At 65.2% G+C, this 18,669-nt stretch carries 17 protein-coding genes and 2 rRNA genes (1 of these 19 only partly in view); 5 read left to right on the top strand and 14 right to left on the bottom strand.

The annotated features are described in order from the left end of the window. Positions 1-24 precede the first annotated feature (24 nt). Positions 25-1,314: a YihY family inner membrane protein gene (locus tag DTPSY_RS05595; RefSeq protein ID WP_015912815.1), complete on the bottom strand. Its 1,290-nt coding sequence runs from the start codon at positions 1,312-1,314 to the stop codon at positions 25-27. A gap of 21 nt (positions 1,315-1,335) precedes the next feature. Between DTPSY_RS05595 and DTPSY_RS05590 the strand changes: the two genes are divergently transcribed. The 5 genes from DTPSY_RS05590 to xth all read left to right on the top strand — a co-directional run bounded on the left by DTPSY_RS05590 (position 1,336) and on the right by xth (position 5,462). Further along, positions 1,336-1,752: a DUF2069 domain-containing protein gene (locus tag DTPSY_RS05590; protein WP_011804631.1), complete on the top strand. Its 417-nt coding sequence runs from the start codon at positions 1,336-1,338 to the stop codon at positions 1,750-1,752. 41 nt (positions 1,753-1,793) lie between these two features. After that, the gene (locus tag DTPSY_RS05585) at positions 1,794-3,218 is read left to right on the top strand and encodes an FAD-binding oxidoreductase (RefSeq protein ID WP_041838803.1); all 1,425 of its coding nucleotides are present in this window, start codon (positions 1,794-1,796) and stop codon (positions 3,216-3,218) included. A 52-nt stretch (positions 3,219-3,270) separates the two neighbouring features. Further along, positions 3,271-4,104, top strand: coding sequence for a thymidylate synthase (locus DTPSY_RS05580; protein ID WP_015912813.1), 834 nt, complete (start codon positions 3,271-3,273; stop codon positions 4,102-4,104). A gap of 16 nt (positions 4,105-4,120) precedes the next feature. Beyond that, positions 4,121-4,615: a dihydrofolate reductase gene (locus DTPSY_RS05575; protein ID WP_015912812.1), complete on the top strand. Its 495-nt coding sequence runs from the start codon at positions 4,121-4,123 to the stop codon at positions 4,613-4,615. A 70-nt stretch (positions 4,616-4,685) separates the two neighbouring features. Further along, positions 4,686-5,462, top strand: a complete 777-nt coding sequence (gene xth / locus DTPSY_RS05570; RefSeq protein WP_015912811.1) for an exodeoxyribonuclease III — start codon at positions 4,686-4,688, stop codon at positions 5,460-5,462. 40 nt (positions 5,463-5,502) lie between these two features. On the opposite strand, the gene DTPSY_RS05565 is transcribed toward xth, so the two are convergent. From DTPSY_RS05565 to DTPSY_RS05505, 13 genes are all read right to left on the bottom strand, one after another. After that, positions 5,503-6,456 carry a ferritin-like domain-containing protein gene (locus tag DTPSY_RS05565; protein ID WP_015912810.1) on the bottom strand — a complete coding sequence of 318 codons (954 nt, stop codon included), beginning with the start codon at positions 6,454-6,456 and terminating at the stop codon, positions 5,503-5,505. Positions 6,457-6,637: 181 nt separating this feature from the next. Continuing rightward, positions 6,638-8,173, bottom strand: coding sequence for a nitrogen regulation protein NR(I) (ntrC, locus tag DTPSY_RS05560; protein ID WP_015912809.1), 1,536 nt, complete (start codon positions 8,171-8,173; stop codon positions 6,638-6,640). 51 nt (positions 8,174-8,224) lie between these two features. Further along, positions 8,225-9,295, bottom strand: coding sequence for a nitrogen regulation protein NR(II) (gene glnL / locus DTPSY_RS05555; RefSeq protein WP_047351613.1), 1,071 nt, complete (start codon positions 9,293-9,295; stop codon positions 8,225-8,227). Positions 9,296-9,329: 34 nt separating this feature from the next. Next, positions 9,330-9,833 (bottom strand): hypothetical protein, encoded by a 504-nt coding sequence (locus DTPSY_RS05550; RefSeq protein WP_015912808.1) that lies wholly within the window; start codon positions 9,831-9,833, stop codon positions 9,330-9,332. Between the two features lie 207 nt (positions 9,834-10,040). Then, the gene (glnA, locus tag DTPSY_RS05545; RefSeq protein ID WP_015912807.1) at positions 10,041-11,456 is read right to left on the bottom strand and encodes a type I glutamate--ammonia ligase; all 1,416 of its coding nucleotides are present in this window, start codon (positions 11,454-11,456) and stop codon (positions 10,041-10,043) included. 156 nt (positions 11,457-11,612) lie between these two features. After that, positions 11,613-12,434: a competence/damage-inducible protein A gene (locus DTPSY_RS05540; protein ID WP_015912806.1), complete on the bottom strand. Its 822-nt coding sequence runs from the start codon at positions 12,432-12,434 to the stop codon at positions 11,613-11,615. Then, positions 12,431-13,321 (bottom strand): EI24 domain-containing protein, encoded by an 891-nt coding sequence (locus DTPSY_RS05535; RefSeq protein ID WP_238526574.1) that lies wholly within the window; start codon positions 13,319-13,321, stop codon positions 12,431-12,433. Before DTPSY_RS05535 ends, DTPSY_RS05540 begins: the two co-directional genes overlap by 4 nt. 27 nt (positions 13,322-13,348) lie before the next feature. Further along, positions 13,349-14,347 (bottom strand): sterol desaturase family protein, encoded by a 999-nt coding sequence (locus DTPSY_RS05530; RefSeq protein WP_015912804.1) that lies wholly within the window; start codon positions 14,345-14,347, stop codon positions 13,349-13,351. 50 nt (positions 14,348-14,397) lie between these two features. Continuing rightward, positions 14,398-15,234, bottom strand: a complete 837-nt coding sequence (locus tag DTPSY_RS05525; protein ID WP_015912803.1) for a polysaccharide deacetylase family protein — start codon at positions 15,232-15,234, stop codon at positions 14,398-14,400. Beyond that, entirely contained in the window at positions 15,221-16,192 is a 972-nt protein-coding gene (locus DTPSY_RS05520; protein ID WP_041838971.1) for a YncE family protein, read from the bottom strand. The genes DTPSY_RS05525 and DTPSY_RS05520 overlap by 14 nt, the downstream gene beginning before the upstream one ends. 162 nt (positions 16,193-16,354) lie before the next feature. Continuing rightward, positions 16,355-17,092, bottom strand: coding sequence for a 16S rRNA pseudouridine(516) synthase (locus DTPSY_RS05515; RefSeq protein ID WP_015912801.1), 738 nt, complete (start codon positions 17,090-17,092; stop codon positions 16,355-16,357). Positions 17,093-17,166: 74 nt separating this feature from the next. Further along, positions 17,167-17,279: ribosomal RNA gene (gene rrf / locus DTPSY_RS05510) — 5S ribosomal RNA — on the bottom strand. Positions 17,280-17,399: 120 nt separating this feature from the next. Further along, a 23S ribosomal RNA gene (locus DTPSY_RS05505) occupies positions 17,400-18,669 on the bottom strand; it runs 1,606 nt beyond the window's last position.

Here is an 18,669-nt window from a genome sequence, read left to right as displayed (position 1 = left end):
CGCTTACCTATCAAGCGCTAACAGCTATCGTTTAAGGAGCATCTCAGGCGGCCGCTGCGCGGATTCGCGCGGCAGCACGTCGGCCAGCGTGAGCACCTCCAGCCCCGTGTGCGCCCACAGGCGCTCCAGCGGCGGGGTGCGCGCCAGCAGCAGGCGCTGCACCAGGGGCTCCATGTGCGTGGTGGCCGGCTCGGCCAGCAGCACGTAGCGTGCGTCGGCTGCGTCGGACCCGTCGGCGGCCGTCTCGTCCACCCGCACCACCCAATCCAGCGCCGCCAGCACCGGCAGCACGGACCCCACCTGCAGCACATCCACGCGCAGCCGCTGGGCCAGCTCCAGCACGCTCAGCCCGTGGGGCGGTTGCTGGCGCGCGCGGTGCAGCTGCTGCAGCACCTCCACGGCCAGCAAGAAGGCCCAGCCCTCGCCCGTGGCGCAGCGCGCCACGCCGGCAAGCAGGCTCGGCAGATAGGCGGCCACCACCGCACCCAGCAGCACGATGACCCAGGCCACATACACCCACAGCAGCAAGATGGGCAGCGTGGCGAACGTGCCGTACAGCACCGAATAGGTGGGTACCGACGCCAGGTACAGCGACAGCACTTTCTTGGCCAGCTCGATGCCCACGGCGACGAACACTCCGCCCGCCCAGGCGTGGCGCCAGTGCACCTGGGTGTTGGGCACATAGCGGTACAGCGCCGCCATGCCGGCGGCCAGCACGAAGAACTCGATCGCATCGAACAGCAGGCGCGCTCCGCCCGGCAACGTGTCGCCGATACCGCGCGACGCGGCGCTGGCGACCGAGGTGGTCAGCGCCAGGCTGGCCGCCAGCACCAGCGGACCGAGCGTGAGCGCGGCCCAGTAGATCAGCACACGCTGGCCCAGCGGGCGCAGGCGCTGCACGCGCCAGATGTTGTTGAGCGTGCGGTCGATGGTGAGGATCAGCGCCAGCGCCGTCACCATGAGGATCGACAAGCCCGCCGCGCCCAGGCCATGCGCCTTGGCGGCGAACTGCGTGAGGTAGCCCAGCACGGGGCGCGAGATGCTGTCGGGCACCAGGCTGTCCACCAGCCAGCGCTGCAGCACGAGCTGCATCTCGGCAAACATGGGGAACACGGTGAACATGGCCAGCGCCACCGTCACGAACGGCACCAGCGCCAGCAGCGTGGTGAAAGTGAGGCTGCTGGCCGTCAGCCCCAGGCGGTCCTCGCGAAAGCGCTCGCGCAGCGTCTGCGCGGTGGTGCGCCAGGGGAAGTGGGAAAGCTCCACCAGCCACTCCTCGGCACGCACTGCAATGGACTGTAGGGACAACGACATGACCGATATGATGCCAGCCCCATGCATCGCGAAACCCTGCCCCCCGCCCCCGCCCTGCACATCGCCACCGACGTGGCGGCCACGCGCTGGCTGGCCGTGGGCAGCCTGGCGGCGCTGATCGTGCTGTGCCTGGCCTGGGAGCTGTGGCTGGCGCCGGTGCGCCCGGGCGGCTCTTGGCTGGCGCTCAAGGCCCTGCCGCTGGCGGTGCCGCTGGCCGGGCTGCTCAAGCGGCGCATGTACACCTACCGCTGGGTCAGCCTGCTGGTGTGGCTGTATTTCACCGAAGGGGTGGTGCGCGCCTGGAGCGACCCGGCGCCCGGCAACTGGCTGGCGGGCCTGGAGATCGTGCTGTGCCTGCTGCTGTTCACCGCCTGCGCGCTGCATGTGCGGCTGCGCCAGCGTGCCGCCAAGGCGGCCCGCGCCGCCGCGCCTGCATGAGCGTGCTGAGCCTTTGCCTGACATCGACTGGATTGACCGCCATGACCACTGCCCTGCTCGACACCCTGCGCCGGATCGTTGGCGCCGCCCATGTACTGACCGAGGGCGACCTTGCCGCCTATGAACAGGACTGGCGCAAGCGCTCCCATGGCAAGTCCCTGGCCGTGGTGCGCCCGGGCTCCACGGCCGAGGTGGCAGCAGTGGTGCGCGCCTGTGCCGATGCCGGCGTGGCGATCGTGCCGCAGGGCGGCAACACCGGCCTGTCGGTGGGCAGCACGCCCGACGGCAGCGGCACGCAGGTGGTGCTGAGCCTCACGCGCATGAATGCGGTGCGAGCCATCGACCGCGACAACCTCACCATGACGGTGGAGGCCGGCTGCATATTGCAGGCCCTGCAGGAGACGGCCGAGAAAGCCGATCTGCTGTTTCCGCTATCGCTTGCCGCAGAGGGCAGTTGCACCATCGGCGGCAACCTGTCCACCAATGCCGGCGGCACGCAGGTGGTGCGCTACGGCAACACGCGCGAGCTGTGCCTGGGCCTGGAGGTGGTCACGCCCCAGGGCGAGGTGTGGAACGGCCTCTCGGGCCTGCGCAAGGACAACACCGGCTACGACCTGCGCGACCTGTACATCGGCAGCGAAGGCACGCTCGGCATCATCACCGCGGCCACCATGAAGCTCTTCCCCCAGCCCGCCGCGCAGCTCACCGCCTGGGCCGCCGTGCCGTCGATGGCGGCGGCCGTGCGCCTGCTGGGCCTGTCGCACCAGCACCTGGGGGCCGGGCTCACGGGTTTCGAGGTGATGGGGCAGTTCGCGCTGTCGCTGGTCATCAAGCACATGCCGCAGCTGCGCGTGCCGTTCGCCGGGCTGGACGGCGCGCCACCCTACTACGTGCTGCTGGAAAACAGCGACAGCGAATCCGAAGAACACGCGCGCCAGCGCTTCGAGGCGCTGCTGGAGCTGGCCTTCGAGGACGGCTGCGTGCTGGACGCCGTGGTCGCCGAGAGCCTGTCGCAAGCGCATGAGCTGTGGCATATCCGCGAGAGCATTCCGCTGGCCCAGGCCGAAGAAGGCCTGAACATCAAGCACGACATCTCGATCGCCGCGTCGCGCATCCCCGCGTTCGTGGAGCACACCGATGCGCTGCTGCAGCGCGAGATTCCCGGCGTGCGCCTGGTCAACTTCGGCCACCTGGGCGACGGCAATCTGCACTACAACGTACAGGCGCCGGCGGGCGGCGATGCGCGGGAGTTCCTGCGTACGCAGGAGGACCGCGTCAACGCCCTGGTGTACGACGCGGTGGCGCAGTTCGACGGCTCGTTCTCGGCCGAGCACGGCGTGGGCGTGCTCAAGGCCGACAAGCTGGCGCAGTACAAGTCGCCCGTGGCCCTGGGGCTGATGCGCGCCATCAAGCAGGCCCTGGACCCGCAGGGCCTCATGAACCCGGGCTGCATTCTTCAAAAATGAGAGCTGTTGGCGCTTGTCTAGCAAGCGCTGGAGCCACTTTTCATTCAAGACCATGACCCCACGCCCCATCCGCCACCAATACGAAGACCTGATGCGCCATGTGTTCGAGCACGGCACGGCCAAGGGCGACCGCACGGGCACGGGCACCAGGAGCGTGTTCGGCCACCAGATGCGCTTTGACCTGGCCGAAGGCTTTCCCCTGGTGACCACCAAGAAGGTGCACCTCAAGTCCATCATCCTGGAGCTGCTGTGGTTCCTGCGCGGCGACAGCAACGTGCGCTGGCTGCAGGAGCGCGGCTGCACCATCTGGGACGAGTGGGCGCGCGACGACGGCAGCCTGGGCCCCGTGTACGGCGTGCAGTGGCGCAGCTGGCCCACGCCGGACGGCGGCCACATCGACCAGATCCAGCAGGTGATCGACACCCTCAAGACCCACCCCGACAGCCGCCGCATCATCGTGAGCGCCTGGAACGTGGCCGAGCTGGACCAGATGGCGCTCATGCCCTGCCACGCGTTCTTCCAGTTCTACGTGGCGCCATCCCAGGTGGCTGGTGAGCCGGGCAAACTAAGCTGCCAGCTCTACCAGCGCAGCGCAGACATCTTCCTGGGCGTGCCGTTCAACATCGCGTCATACGCGCTGCTCACGCACATGGTGGCGCAGCAGTGCGACCTGCAGGTGGGTGACTTCATCTGGACCGGCGGCGACTGCCATATCTACAGCAACCATTTCGAGCAGGTGCAGACCCAACTGGCGCGCCAGCCCTATGCCTACCCGACGCTGCAGATCATGCGCCGGCCCGCATCCATATTTGATTACGCCTACGAAGACTTCGAAGTGGTGGGCTACGAACACCACCCCGCCATCAAGGCGCCGGTGGCGGTCTGAGGCGGGACGGACAGCCATGCAAGTGAACCTGATCTACGCACGCGCCGCCAACGGCGTGATCGGCAAGAACGGCACCATGCCCTGGCATTTGCCCGAAGATCTGGCGCATTTCAAGGCGCTCACCCAGGGCCACCCGGTGATCATGGGCCGCAAGACCTGGGACTCGCTGCCCCCGCGCTTTCGGCCGCTGCCGGGGCGCGCCAACATCGTCGTGACGCGCCAGGCCGACTGGCAGGAAAGCGGCGCCCAGCGCGCATCCAGCCTGCCTGAGGCACTCGCCTTGGCCCAGCAGTCCGGCAGCACCACGGCATGGGTCATCGGCGGCGCGCAGATCTACGCCCAGGCCCTGCCCCTGGCCACGCGCGTCGAGGTGACCGAGATCGCGCAGGACTACGAGGGCGATGCCTACGCGCCGGCCCTGGGACCGGAATGGGTGGAAACGGCCCGCAGCAACCATGTGGGCGCGGGCGGCCTGCCCTACGCCTTCGTGACCTTCGAGCGCCGCGGCTGACGCCCCGCCTTTATCACTCTATTTTTGATAGCTGCTTGCGCTTGCTGCAAAAGCGCTGGAGGCCAAAAACATGCAAATCGCCACCTGGAACATCAATTCCCTCTCCGTGCGCCTGCCGCAGGTGTTGGCCTGGCTGGAGGCCAACCCCGTGGACGCCATTGGCCTGCAAGAGCTCAAGCTGGTGGACGAGAAATTCCCGCACGACGCCTTCGAAGCAGCGGGCTACCACGCGGTGTGCTTCGGCCAGAAGACCTATAACGGCGTGGCCATCCTCAGCCGCACGCCGCTGCGCGACGTGGTGCGCAATATCCCGGGCCATGGCGACGAGCAGGCCCGCGTCATCGCCGCTACGCTGGATACGCCTGAAGGCCCGCTGCGCCTGGTGAACTGCTACTTTGTGAATGGCCAGGCGCCAGGGACCGAGAAGTTCAGCTACAAGCTGCTGTGGCTGGAGGCGCTGCGCGACTGGCTGCGCACCGAGCTGGCCGCGCATCCGCGGCTGGTGCTGGTGGGCGACTTCAATGTGGCCCCCGAGGACCGCGACTCCTTCGATCCCGTGGGCTTGAAGGACACCATCCACCACACGGTAGAGGAGCGCCAGCACTTCCAGGACTTGCTGGGGCTCGGCCTGACCGACGCCTTCCGCCTGTTCGATCAGCCCGAGAAGAGCTACTCGTGGTGGGACTACCGCATGCTGGGGTTTCAGAAGAACCGCGGGCTGCGCATCGACCACATCCTGGTCAGCACTGCGCTGCGGCCCTCCGTGACGGCCTGCCGCATCGACCGCGCTCCGCGCAAAAATCCGCAGCCCAGCGACCACGCGCCGGTCGTGGTGTCGCTGGGCTGAGGTGGCCAACGCGGGCGACAGGCGCCCGCGCTGAAGGCCATCAGGACGCGGCCTGGTAACGGTTGCGCAGCGCGCGCACTTCGTTGTGGTTGCGCTTCACGCCCTGGGCCTGGCGCTCGACCAGGGTGCGCACGGCGGGTGGCAGTGCGTTCTCCAGCGCCTTGTTATAGCGGGCCACGGCCACGTCCTCGCCGCGCTCGCACTCTTCCAGCACGGCCTTGTCGTCATAGGTACTCAGCGCCGCCTTCACCGACACCCAACCGCGGTGCAGCGCGCCGGCCATGGTGCCGCCGCTGGAGGGCTCGCCGCCGTGGCTGCGGATCGCGCTCTCCAGCTCCGTGGCGGCGGTTGCGCATTCCTGGGCGCGGCGCTCCAGCAAGCTCTTGAGTTCGGGCGATTCCGCACGCTCGGCCGAGGTGCGAAACCCGTACTCGCCGTCGCGGCTGCATTCCAGCAAATCGTCCAGCACGTCCACTACGTCCTCGTTGTCCATCAGCGTGGCGCCTGCCGCGGTGCCCGACGCGGTCACCGTGGGGTTACGGCGCACGCGATCCCACGCGGCGCGCGCGGCGGGCTGGGCCTGCGCCCATTCCAGCGAGCTTTGGGCCCGGGCGCGGCCCCAGTCGCGCGACAGTTCGGGCTCCACCGTTTCAAAATCACCGGGGTAGCGGCTGGCGGCACTCCAGCCCATCTCATAGGCGGGGCGGTATTCTTCGTAGGCCCGGCCGGTCACGTAGTACGGTTCGCGCTGGTAGGTTTCACGCCAGTAGGCGTCCTCGGCCGTAGGGTTGACCGCCTCGGCCGCCGCCTTGCCGGCCAGACCGCCGACAACGGCTCCCGCCACACCGCCCACGGCAGCACCGATGGGGCCGCCGATAGCGCCCGTGGCGGCGCCCGCAACGGCTCCGCCCGCGGCGCCTACGCCCGTGCCGATGGGGTGGGCCCCCGGTTCGTTGGTCAGGGGGTCACGATTGGCATCCTTGAAATCCGACATGTATCGACTCCGGTTGGTTGAACAATGAATTCATTGTTGAAGCCCCCCGGGCACCATCGGGTCGGTGACGGCAGCCCCTGCCTGTAGGACTCACGCGCACGCTGTGCATGCGCGCCACAAGGTCTTATGCTATCGAATTAATAGCTACTAGCGCTTGTCCTTAAAGCGCCAGCGCCTTGTTTCACTCATCATCGTGCGCATCCAGGCCCAGTTCCTGGATCTTGCGCGTGATGGTGTTGCGGCCGATGCCCAGGCGCTGCGCCGCTTCCATGCGCCGCCCGTGCGTGGCCTGCAGCGCCGTGCGGATCAGGCGCGACTCGAAACGCCGCGTGAGCACGTCCCACACGTCGGCCTGGCCGCTGCGCAGCAGCTGCTGGGCCTCGCTCACCAGCGCGGGCTCCCAGCCCATGCCATCCAGGGCCGCAGCCTGGTCGGTGCGCGTGCCCGCCGGCGCAGGCGGCAGCGCGGGGGCCGGCACGCTCGTCGCGCCAGCGGCAACCTCGTCCGCCACGCCCTGCAACGGCGCGGCGGGATGCGGCGTGGCCTCCAGCACCTCGGGCGGCAGGTCCTGCGCCGAGATGACCTGCGCGGGCGCCATCACCGTCAGCCAGTGGCAGATGTTCTCCAGCTGGCGCACGTTGCCTGGGAAGGCAAAGCGTGTGAGCAGGGCCAGCGCCGCGTCGGAGATGCGCTTGGGCTCCACGCCCAGTTGCCGTGCGCTGCGCTGCAGGAAGTAGCGCGTCAGCATGGCCACGTCTTCGCTGCGCTCGCGCAGCGCCGGCAGGCGCAGGCGGATCACATTGAGGCGGTGGAACAGGTCCTCGCGGAAGGCCCCATCCTTCACGCGCTGCTCCAGGTTCTGGTGCGTAGCGGCGATCACGCGCACATTGGCCTTCACGGCGGCATGGCCGCCCACGCGGTAGAACTGCCCGTCCGACAGCACGCGCAGCAGGCGCGTCTGCAGGTCGAAGGGCATGTCGCCGATTTCATCGAGGAACAGCGTGCCGCCCTCGGCCTGCTCAAAGCGCCCGCGCCGCTGCGTCTGCGCGCCCGTGAAGGCGCCGCGCTCATGGCCGAAGAGCTCGCTCTCCAGCAGGTCCTTCGGGATGGCCGCAGTGTTGATGGCCACGAAGGGCCCACCCGCCACGGGCGAGTGCTTGTGCAGCGCGCGTGCCACGAGTTCCTTGCCCGAGCCGGATTCGCCCGTGATCAGCACCGTGACCACGCTCTGGCTCAGCCGGCCGATGGCGCGGAACACGTCCTGCATGGCGGGTGCCTGGCCCAGCATCTCGGGCATCGCGGTGAGCTGCTGCTCGGCAACCTCCTCGCGCTGGCTCTCCTCCACAGCGCGGCGGATCAGCTCCACCGCCTTGGGCAGGTCGAACGGCTTGGGCAGGTATTCAAAGGCGCCGCCTTGGAAGGCGGACACGGCGCTGTCCAGGTCGGAATACGCCGTCATCACGATGACCGGCAGACCGGGTTGCAGGCCGCGCACCTTCTCCAGCAGTTGCAGGCCGGAGCCGCCCGGCATGCGGATATCGCTCACCAGGACCTGCGGTCCCTGGTGGGTGGGGTCGCCCGCGGCTACGTCGGCCAGCGCGTCCAGTACATCGCGCGCCTGCGTGAAGCTGCGCGTGGGCAGGTTTTCGCGCGCCAGCGCCTTTTCGAGGACGAAGCGGATCGAGGGGTCGTCGTCTACTATCCAGATCGGCTTCATGTGTTCCAGCTCCCTTTACCTTTACCCGTTGGGGTCGTGCGTGTCAGGGACTCAAGGCAGTGGTATGAGGATGCGGAAGTCGGTGCGGCCCGGCTGGCTCTCGCACTCAATGAGCCCATGGTGTCGCTGCACAAAGGTTTGCGCCAGCGTCAAGCCCAGTCCCGATCCCCCGTCCCGCCCCGTCACCAGCGGATAGAAGATCCGCTCCTTGATGGCTTCGGGCACGCCCGGTCCGTTGTCGATGACATGCAATTCCAATGCCAGCCGGTAGCGTTGGCGCCCGAACGTGACCTGCCGCGCCACGCGCGTGCGCAGCGTGATGACCGCGTCGCCCGCGGCAATGCGCTCGTGCAACGCCTGCGCCGCGTTCTGCACGATGTTCAGCACGGCCTGGATGAGCTGCGCGCGGTCGCCGCGAAACTCAGGGATGGAGGTGTCATAGTCGCGCAGCACGGCCAGGCCCTGCGGATGCTCGACCAATACCAGGGAGCGCACGCGCTCGCAGACCTCGTGGATATTCACATCGCCGACGAGGTGCGGGTGACGGTGCGGCGCCAGCAGCCGGTCCACCAGGCTTTGCAGGCGGTCGGCCTCGTGGATGATGACCTGGGTGTACTCGGTCAGGTCGCGGCTTTCCAGCTCCATCTCCAGCAGTTGCGCCGCCCCTCGGATGCCGCCCAGCGGGTTCTTGATCTCGTGCGCCAAATTGCGGATCAGCTCCTTGTTGGCCTGCGCCTGCTCGCGCAGCCGCTCCTCGCGGTCCTGGCGCGCCTGCGCCTCCAGGGGCCACAGCTCCACGATCACGTCGCCGCTGTGCTCCACCACCGCCACGCTGGCGTGCACTGGCAAAGGCTCCTGCGGCGAGCGGCGCAGCACGGCTTCGAAGCGCAGCGCCGCGAAGTCGCGCCCGCGCGCTCCGGCCAGCGCCGTCTGCAGGATGGTCGGATCGGTGAACAGGCCGGCGAAGTCCACGCCTTCCAGCGTGCGGCGCGACAGGCCCAGGGCGTTTTCCAGCGCTGCGTTGACGAAGAGGGCCGCCCCGCCGGGGTGCAGCACGGCGATCAGCGTGGAGACGAGGTCCAGCGCCTGGTAGCGGTCCGTTGGGGTGGGCTCTTGGATGATCGCGCCTTTGTGCCGCACGCAGGGACCGCGGCGCTTACTTGTTCAGGCGCGAGAGTTCGCGCTTGATGCCGGCCACATCGGCCTCGGCCCGGGCCACGCTGGCCTTGAGCTCGGCCGTGCGCTCGATGTAGCCCTGCGGGTTGCGCAACTCCAGCGCCGTGCGCTGGGGCGAGCCGTCGTTGTACTCCTTGCGCAACTCGGCCAGGCGGGTTTCCGCCTTGCTCAGTTCAGACTCCAGGATGGCGCGCGCATCGGCGTCGCGCGCACGCTGGTCGGCCGCGCCCACGCGCGGTGCGTTCGCGGGCGAGCTGCTGGCGCTGGCACCGGAGGCGCCTGCGCTGCCGCCCGAGGAGGCCGCCGCCGGGCGCGAACCCTGCAGCACCGTCACATTGCCACCTTCCACGAGCTTGCAGCCGCGCTCCTTGGCCTGCGTGGCGTTGTTGGTGTATTCGTTGCCGCAGCGGTAAATGCGGTCCTGCGCCCAGGCGGGCTGCAGCACGGCGGCGATAACGGTCAGGGCGAACAAAGTGCTTTTCATCGAATTCCTCACATGGCATGCGTCGGGCATGCGCGGTGCCGGTGAGTATCCCCCAATCATTCCAACCCGCCAATTGCGGCGGCCCAACGCTGCGGTTTTGGTGCGACGGGATGCCGTGCCCCGTTAGCCAACGCGCGCAGCCCATCCATAGAAAAAGGCGGCCGGAGCCGCCCTGTTGACAACAGCCGGGGGCCTAAGCCCCTGCCATCACAGCGAGTAGTACATGTCGTACTCGACGGGATGCACGGCCATGCGGAAGCGCGTGACTTCCTGCATCTTCAGCTCGATGTAGGCGTCGAGCATGGAGTCGGTGAACACGCCGCCCTTGGTCAGGAACGCGCGGTCCTTGTCCAGCGCTTCCAGCGCCTGGTCCAGGCTGTGGCACACGGTGGGCACCAGCTTGTCTTCCTCCGGCGGCAGGTGGTACAGGTCCTTGGTAGCGGCTTCGCCCGGGTGGATCTTGTTTTCCACGCCGTCCAGACCCGCCATCAGCAGGGCCGCAAAGCCCAGGTAGGGGTTCATCAGCGGATCGGGGAAGCGCGCTTCCACGCGGCGGCCCTTCGGGTTGGCCACGAACGGGATGCGGATGGAGGCCGAGCGGTTCTTGGCCGAGTAGGCCAGCTTCACCGGCGCCTCGAAGTGCGGCACGAGACGCTTGTAGCTGTTGGTGCCCGGGTTCGTGATGGCGTTCAGTGCGCGGGCGTGCTTAATGATGCCGCCGATGTAGTACAGCGCGAAGTCCGACAGACCCGCATAGCCGTCGCCGGCGAACAGGTTCTTGCCGTCCTTCCAGACCGACTGGTGCACGTGCATGCCCGAGCCGTTGTCGCCGTGGTAGGGCTTGGGCATGAAGGTGGCGGTCTTGCCGTAGGCATTGGCCACGTTGTGGATCACGTACTTCTGCAGCATGGTCCAGTCGGCACGCTCCACCAGCGTGCTGAACCGGGTGCCGATCTCGTTCTGGCCGGCACCGGCCACTTCGTGGTGGAACACCTCGACCGGAATGCCCAGGGATTCAAGGATCAGGGACATCTCTGCGCGCATGTCCTGCGTGCTGTCGACCGGAGGCACGGGGAAATAGCCGCCCTTGGTGGTGGGACGGTGGCCGCGGTTGCCACCTTCGAGCTTGGAGCCGGTGTTCCAGGGGGCTTCGTACTCTTCGATCTCGTAGAAGGTGTGGTTGGGATCGGTGCTCCAGCGCACGCCGTCGAAGATGAAGAACTCGGGCTCCGGGCCGAAGTAGGCCGTGTCGCCCATGCCGGAGGCCTTCAAGTACGCCTCAGCGCGCTTGGCGATGGAGCGCGGGTCGCGGTCGTAGGCCTTGCCGTCGGCCGGCTCCACCACGTCGCACGCCATGATCATGGTGGTTTCTTCGAAGAACGGGTCGATGTTGGCGGTGTTCGGATCGGGCATGAGTAGCATGTCCGACGCCTCGATACCCTTCCAGCCGGCGACCGACGAGCCGTCGAACGCATGGCCCGAGGCGAACTTGTCTTCGTCGAAGTGCGAGATCGGCACGGTGACGTGCTGTTCCTTGCCGCGGGTATCCGTGAAGCGGAAGTCCACGAACTTGACTTCGTTTTCCTTCACCATCTTCATCACGTCTGCAACGGTCTTGGCCATCAGGGTTCTCCAGGGATAGAAGTGCTCATCAACAATGATGCGCACAGAAAAGCAGTTTGCGTGCCAGCGAATGGGGACACCCGTACGGGGCAAGCCGGGCGCAGAGCCCTGCGGCGGCGCACCAATCGCGTGCAGGATTTTAAGTGGCCCACCTTCTTACCATTTGCGCACCATTTCAGGGCCCATGGATGCACCTGTTTGGTGCAAACCTTCCTGCAGCGCCTGCCACGCGGCAGGCACCAAGGCAGCGGCCCCCTTGACGCCCAATTCCACATGGCGCCCGTGCACCGGATGGTCCACGCTCGGCAGGCTGAACACCTTGATCCCCGGGTGTCCGGCCTCGATCCGCTCCATGAGCTGGGTCAGCGCGGCTTCCATCGCGCCGTAAAGCACGACGGAGCGCTCCATCTGCGGCTGCTGGTTGAACCACGGGGCACAGTAATGCTGGAGTGCCCAGTCCACCATAGGCCAAGCCATGACCGGGAACCCCGGCACGAAATGCACCATGCCGCCCCCAGGGCCGTCACACGAGAAGCCGGGGATTTTGTTGTAAGGGTTGGGAATGATGCGCGCGCCCTCAGGAAAAACGCCCATGTTCAGCCGATGCAGATTGTCGGCGCGGTCGGGGTCGAACGCCTCGCCCTGCTCCCGTGCCACATCCTGCATGCGCTCGGTGATCAGGCGCTTGGCCTCGGGGTGCAGGACCAGCGGGCGTTGCAATGCGGCCGCCGCGCACTGGCGCGTGTGGTCGTCGGGAGTGGCACCAATGCCGCCGCAACTGAACACGATGTCCGACGAGGCAAAGGCCCGCTGCAGCGCCGCCGTGATGCGCGGACGGTCGTCGCCTACGTAGTCCGCATAGGACAGCGCAAGCCCGCGTGCCGCAAGCAGCTCGATGACCTTGGCGAGGTGCTTGTCCGCCCGCTTGCCCGAGAGGATTTCATCGCCAACGATGATGAGGCCGAAAGCCGGTGTCATGGGTTGTCCTGCAGCTGAGACGAGGATGGCAAAGAAGGCGCTGGCGTTGCGGGCGCGGCGGTTGCAGGCGTATCGCCCGGCGGGCGTTCGCCTCGCTGCTCGCGCAGCTGTTGCAGCGCGGCCAGACAGAAATGCGTGAACCACAGCGATGAGAAGGCGAACACCAGCGTGTAGATCCAGATGGCGATCGGCACTAGGACGAGGAACGCCGCTGCGAACACCACGCCCGACGCCCAGACAATGCCGGGCGCGGCCCCTAGAAATCCGCTCAGCACGCCAATGCTCAGCAGGCTGAGCTGATGGCGCTTGAAAATCTCCTGCCGCTCCGGCTTGCTCGCGTGTTCGGCCAGTGCGTCAAAGGCCATGACACGGTAGGTGAGCCATCCCCAGATGAGCGGAGGCAGGATCAACACCAGCGGCGGGACCAGCCACAGCGGCATGGACAGCACCAGCGCAATGAGCGCCGCGATGGTCGACCCCAGAGACCACAGCACGCTGGCAAGGAATGAACCGCCCCGCTTGCGCTGCAGTTGCGCAAAACGCCGCTGCGCCACCAGAGTCACGATGGCAGGGGCCATCAATACGGCCACCGCGAGCACGCAGACAATGACGATCAGTGGCGTGGCTCCCATAAGCACCAGCAGCGGCGCTAGCGCCACGGGGAGGTTATCCACGCCAAAGTTGTGCAGCCACCCCCACAGCAGGCCCAGCCAGGTGGAGCTTTCCAGCGCCGTCTGCGTCCAGGCCACGGCAGTTGTCCAGAACAGATAGCCGCCGCCCAGCGCCACCACCGTGATCAGCACCAGCGGCAGCAGCGACAGCGCAATGATGCGCGGCATCAGGCAATAGCCCACTGCGCGCCAGAAGGAATCGATGAAAAGCCCCATGCGCGCGAGCATAGCGCGATCGGCTCTCTACGCCCGCCCCACCAGCCGCAGCAGGCCGCGCCACTGCTGCGCCCAGAACCCCCGCCCGTAATCACGCACGCGGCCGTCCGCGTCCGCCTCCACCTGGTCGCGCACGCCCGTGGGCTCGTAGCGGTGCTCGAAGTTGGCCGTACCGAACAACATGTCCCACCACGGCAACAACACGCCGAAGTTGTTGCCCCCCGGCACTGCCGCATGCGGGTGCTGATGGGTTCCCTGCCCAGGTGTAGCTTCAGGGCCCAGGCCCATGGCGTGGTGCATGCGGTGGAAACGCGGGCTGACCCACAGGCGCTCGCCCACCTGGCCGAACCACAGGCGCAGGTTGGCGTGGTGCAGGTTCTCGCTGAGCTGCGTGAGGGCCACGATGGCGACAAACTGCCCCGGCGCCACACCAATGCACTGCGCGACGAACACGATGATGGCATCGCGCAGCAGATCGTCCAGCAGATGGTTGCGGTTGTCGCTCCACATCGTCATCTGTCGCTGCGAATGGTGGAGCGCATGCAGCCTCCACCACCATTCAAAGCGGTGCTGGCCGCGGTGGATCCCATAGTCCACGAAGTCGAACACCAGCAGGTACAGCAGCAGGCTCACGACGGGCAAGTCGGAGACACCCGGCCAGAGCGCATCCAGCTGCAGGGTCTTCCAGCCATGGGCGCGCAGGGCGCCAAACAGTGCATTCCACAGAGGCTCCGTGGTGAAGAACAGTGCCAGGCGAAAAAGACCCAGGCGATGGATCAGCGTGTAAAGCATGTCCACGTGCACGGCACCACGGTCGCGCAACGGCTCCACCGGGCGCCAGCGCTCCAAAGGCCCGATCACCGCGACCATCACCCCCAGTTGCAGCAGTCCCACCAGCAGCCATCCGGTGGCGGCATAACCGTCCTCCAGCACATTGGCCTGGCCCAGCATGAAGAGCGCGGGCTGTACCAGCGTCTCGAACAGCCATTGCTGCGCGGTATCGAATAAATAGGTCAGCCCTGACATGAGTCACCGTGGCGTTGCGTGGGTGCGCGGCAGCATAGCCGGGCGTTGTGTCATTTTCTCTGCGCTTGTGCTCCGTACACAGGATGCTCGCGCAGCGTGCGAAAGCACAGGCCCCGCGCCTTCAGGCCTTTGACGAGAGGTTCCAGCACAGCGGGTGCCCATGGATCCTTGCGTGACCAGATGCCCAGATGCGCCAGCAGGATGTCGCCGTCACGAACGGTGCGCAACGCACGCTCCAGCAGGGCCGTATTACTGTATTGGTCGCTGGGCAGCTCGTCCCCGAGGAATCCCGCAGCACTCCATCCCACATGCGTATAACCGCAGGATTTGGCAGCCTCCAGCAGGCGCTGAGAGGTCTTGCCACCCGGCGCGCGGAATAGCGGGAGCGGCTCCCGGCCCGTCAGGGCACGCAACCGACTCGCAGCGCCATCGATCTGTGCGCAGTATTGCGCCCCCGTCATCGTCAGGTCCTGACCTGCCTGAGGACCGGCCGATGGTCTGACCTTGAACCGCGGCTGCAGCGGCGTCCCCTGGTCGGCACGCCAGTACACATGGTGCAGCGTGTGCGATGCGAACTCGTGCCCTTCTGCAGCGCGCGCGCGCCACCAGGGCGCCCAGTAGCCATCCAGGCTGCTGCCGCCCGTCTGAGTCGGTTCGTCTGCGGCAAAGAAGGTCGCCTTGACCTGCTGGCGCTGCAGCACCTCGGCCACCAGATGCGCAACGCCCATGTGGCCAGTGTCAAAAGTCAGGTACACCGCGCCTTTGCAGTCATTTTGGCCTGTAGCGCTTGCTGGATAAGCGCAAGCAGCTATCAAAATTGAAGCACAACAAATATGCCACCTCCGCCGTGCTCCGGGGGAGCGGCCGCGTGGCTCAGCGCTTGGCATGTCGGAGTGTCCAAACGCCGTGGGGAGACTTGCCCACTTGAACGGCCCGTGCCACCTTGCGCTCCACCGTGTCGATCACGAGCATCTTGCGCGCCCAGCGGGCGCTGACGTAGAGCCAGCGACCATCCGCCGAGACATCCATGCAGTCCGGCCCGCCGGGCGCCGGATAGCCATCCACCACGCGCAGCGCCTGCATGTCGATCTTGCTGATGGTATTGGCCACTCGGTTGCTCACGAACAGATGGCGGCCGTCGCCCGCAGCGCGAAAGGCATGGGCGCCATCTCCCGTCTTGATGCGTTGCACGCTGCGCGGCTGCTCACCGGCAATATCGAAGACCTCCACGCTATCGCTGCCGGTAAGGCCGACAAAAAGATGCTTGCCGTCCGGGCTGCCGTACACATCCGCCGGCATGGCACCTGTCTTCGTACGCCACTTGATCTTTTGCGTCGATATATCGATGGCCACCAGCTCATCGCTATCCTGCATGGTCGAATACACCGTGCGGCTGCCGGCATCAATCCACAGGTGGCTTGGCGTCTTGCCAGTGGACACGCGCTGCACGAGCGTGAGCTCCTTGCCGTCCCAACGGTAGAAGTCCACATGGTTGAGGCGGTTGGCGGCCGTGACCAGCCATTTCATGTCGGGTGAAAACCGCAAGTGGTAAGGATCCACGATCCCCCGCACCGTACGCTGCACTTGCGCAGTGGCCGGGTCCACGAAGGTCAGGCTATCGCCGAGCGCGTTGGCAACAATCAGCGATTTCTCGTCAGGCGTGAGGTACAGGTGGTGCGGCTCCTTGCCAGTGGCAATACGGCCGATTTCGGTCCAGGTCGCGGGGTCGATGACGCTGATGTCCGCCTGCAGCGAATTGAGAACGAACACCGGTGGCTCACTCGCACCAGCGGATGTTCCCCACACCAGCCAAGCAGCCCACCACGCGCATGCCATGCGCCTCATCATCTGATTGACCACCCTGCTCCCCTTCCTACTGGGCACCCGCCTGCGAACATTCGGACATCACTCACAGAAGTGACTTGCAGACAACGGACGCGATGTGCGCGACGTTGACGCAATCGCCTATTGGATCGCGACGGGCGAAGACCACTTGTCTGTCTTTCGCTACCGCAGCTGGGCGAGTTCCTCTTCGCCGAGCCAACGCCACTCCCCCGGCTGCATATCCGCCGGCAATGCCAAACGGCCGATGTGCGACCGATGCAAGGCTTCCACCCGATTGCCTACCGCGGCGATCATGCGCTTCACTTGGTGGTACTTCCCTTCCGTCAGGGTCAGGTCAAGCACATGCGCGTCAACTAGCGCGCAGGCAGCCGCACGCACAGGGCGTGGATCATCATCGAGCACCACACCTGCCAGCAAGCGGTCGACCTGTTCCTTGGTCACGGGATGCTTGGCAGTCACACGGTACACCTTTGGCACATGCTTTTTGGGCGAACTCATGCGGTGGATGAATTGCCCATCGTCACTGAGTAACAGCAAACCGGTGGTGTCCTGGTCCAAGCGCCCCACGGCCTGCACACCATCCACAGCACCCTTGCTGGGCCTCTGCCTAAGCGGAGCGGGCAACAACGTGTAGATGCTGGGATAGGCCGATGGCTTCTGCGAACACTCGGTTCCTGCAGGCTTATGGAGCATGACATAGGCCTTGGGTTGGTATGGCCAATCCACTCCTTGAACGCGCAACACCAAACTTTCGACATCAATATCCTGCGTCGCGTCTTGGCAGATCGTGGGCTCTAGGGTGCCTGTCGCATGCATGGCAACTCTGCCCTGCTGAATCAAGCCGGCGCAAATGCGGCGCGTGCCGAATCCTTGCGAATAGAGAATGTCCTGAAGCTGCATGAAATACGACGTTATCGCTGCAAAGCAAAACGCCCTCCCACTGTTTTAGTGGGAGGGCGGTTTGGGCTGTAAGAGCCTGACGATGACCTACTTTCACACGGGAACCCGCACTATCATCGGCGCGAAGTCGTTTCACTGTCCTGTTCGGGATGGGAAGGAGTGGTACCAACTTGCTATGGTCATCAGGCATAAAGGGTTGCTGAGCAGAGATGACTGCACAGCGAATTCATAGAGTCTGTGAATCAGCGTGGATTTGATTGCGTACTTGGCATAACAGTCTTGAGCTGCGATTGGCAGTCAAAGTTATAGGGTCAAGCCGCACGGGCAATTAGTACTGGTTAGCTTAATGCATTGCTGCACTTCCACACCCAGCCTATCAACGTCGTGGTCTACAACGACCCTTCAGGGGGCTCAAGGCCCCGGCAGATCTCATCTTGAAACGAGTTTCCCGCTTAGATGCTTTCAGCGGTTATCTCTTCCACACTTAGCTACTCGGCAATGCCACTGGCGTGACAACCGATACACCAGAGGTGTGTCCACTCCGGTCCTCTCGTACTAGGAGCAGGCTTCCTCAAATCTGCAGCGCCCACGGAAGATAGGGACCAAACTGTCTCACGACGTTTTAAACCCAGCTCACGTACCTCTTTAAATGGCGAACAGCCATACCCTTGGGACCGACTACAGCCCCAGGATGAGATGAGCCGACATCGAGGTGCCAAACACCGCCGTCGATATGAACTCTTGGGCGGTATCAGCCTGTTATCCCCAGAGTACCTTTTATCCGTTGAGCGATGGCCCTTCCATACAGAACCACCGGATCACTATGTCCTGCTTTCGCATCTGCTCGACTTGTCAGTCTCGCAGTTAAGCACGCTTATGCCATTGCACTATCGTCACGATGTCCGACCGTAACTAGCGTACCTTCGAACTCCTCCGTTACGCTTTGGGAGGAGACCGCCCCAGTCAAACTGCCTACCATGCACTGTCCCCGATCCAGCTAATGGACCTAGGTTAGAACCTCAAACGCACCAGGGTGGTATTTCAACGTTGGCTCCATGAGATCTAGCGACCTCACTTCAAAGCCTCCCACCTATCCTACACAGATCCGTTCAAAGTCCAATACAAAGCTACAGTAAAGGTTCATGGGGTCTTTCCGTCTTTCCGCGGGGAGATTGCATCATCACAAACATTTCAACTTCGCTGAGTCTCAGGAGGAGACAGTGTGGCCATCGTTACGCCATTCGTGCAGGTCGGAACTTACCCGACAAGGAATTTCGCTACCTTAGGACCGTTATAGTTACGGCCGCCGTTTACTGGGACTTCAATCAAGAGCTTGCACCCCATCATTTAATCTTCCAGCACCGGGCAGGCGTCACACCCTATACGTCCACTTTCGTGTTTGCAGAGTGCTGTGTTTTTATTAAACAGTCGCAGCCACCGATTTTTTGCAACCGCTTTGGGCTCCCTTTGTACAAGTTCACCTACTTGCGGCATACCTTCTCCCGAAGTTACGGTATCAATTTGCCGAGTTCCTTCTCCTGAGTTCTCTCAAGCGCCTTAGAATACTCATCTCGCGC

This window comes from [Acidovorax] ebreus TPSY (assembly GCF_000022305.1).
GTDB lineage: Bacteria > Pseudomonadota > Gammaproteobacteria > Burkholderiales > Burkholderiaceae_C > Diaphorobacter > Diaphorobacter nitroreducens.
This window is presented reverse-complemented; position numbering and strand designations above follow the sequence as displayed.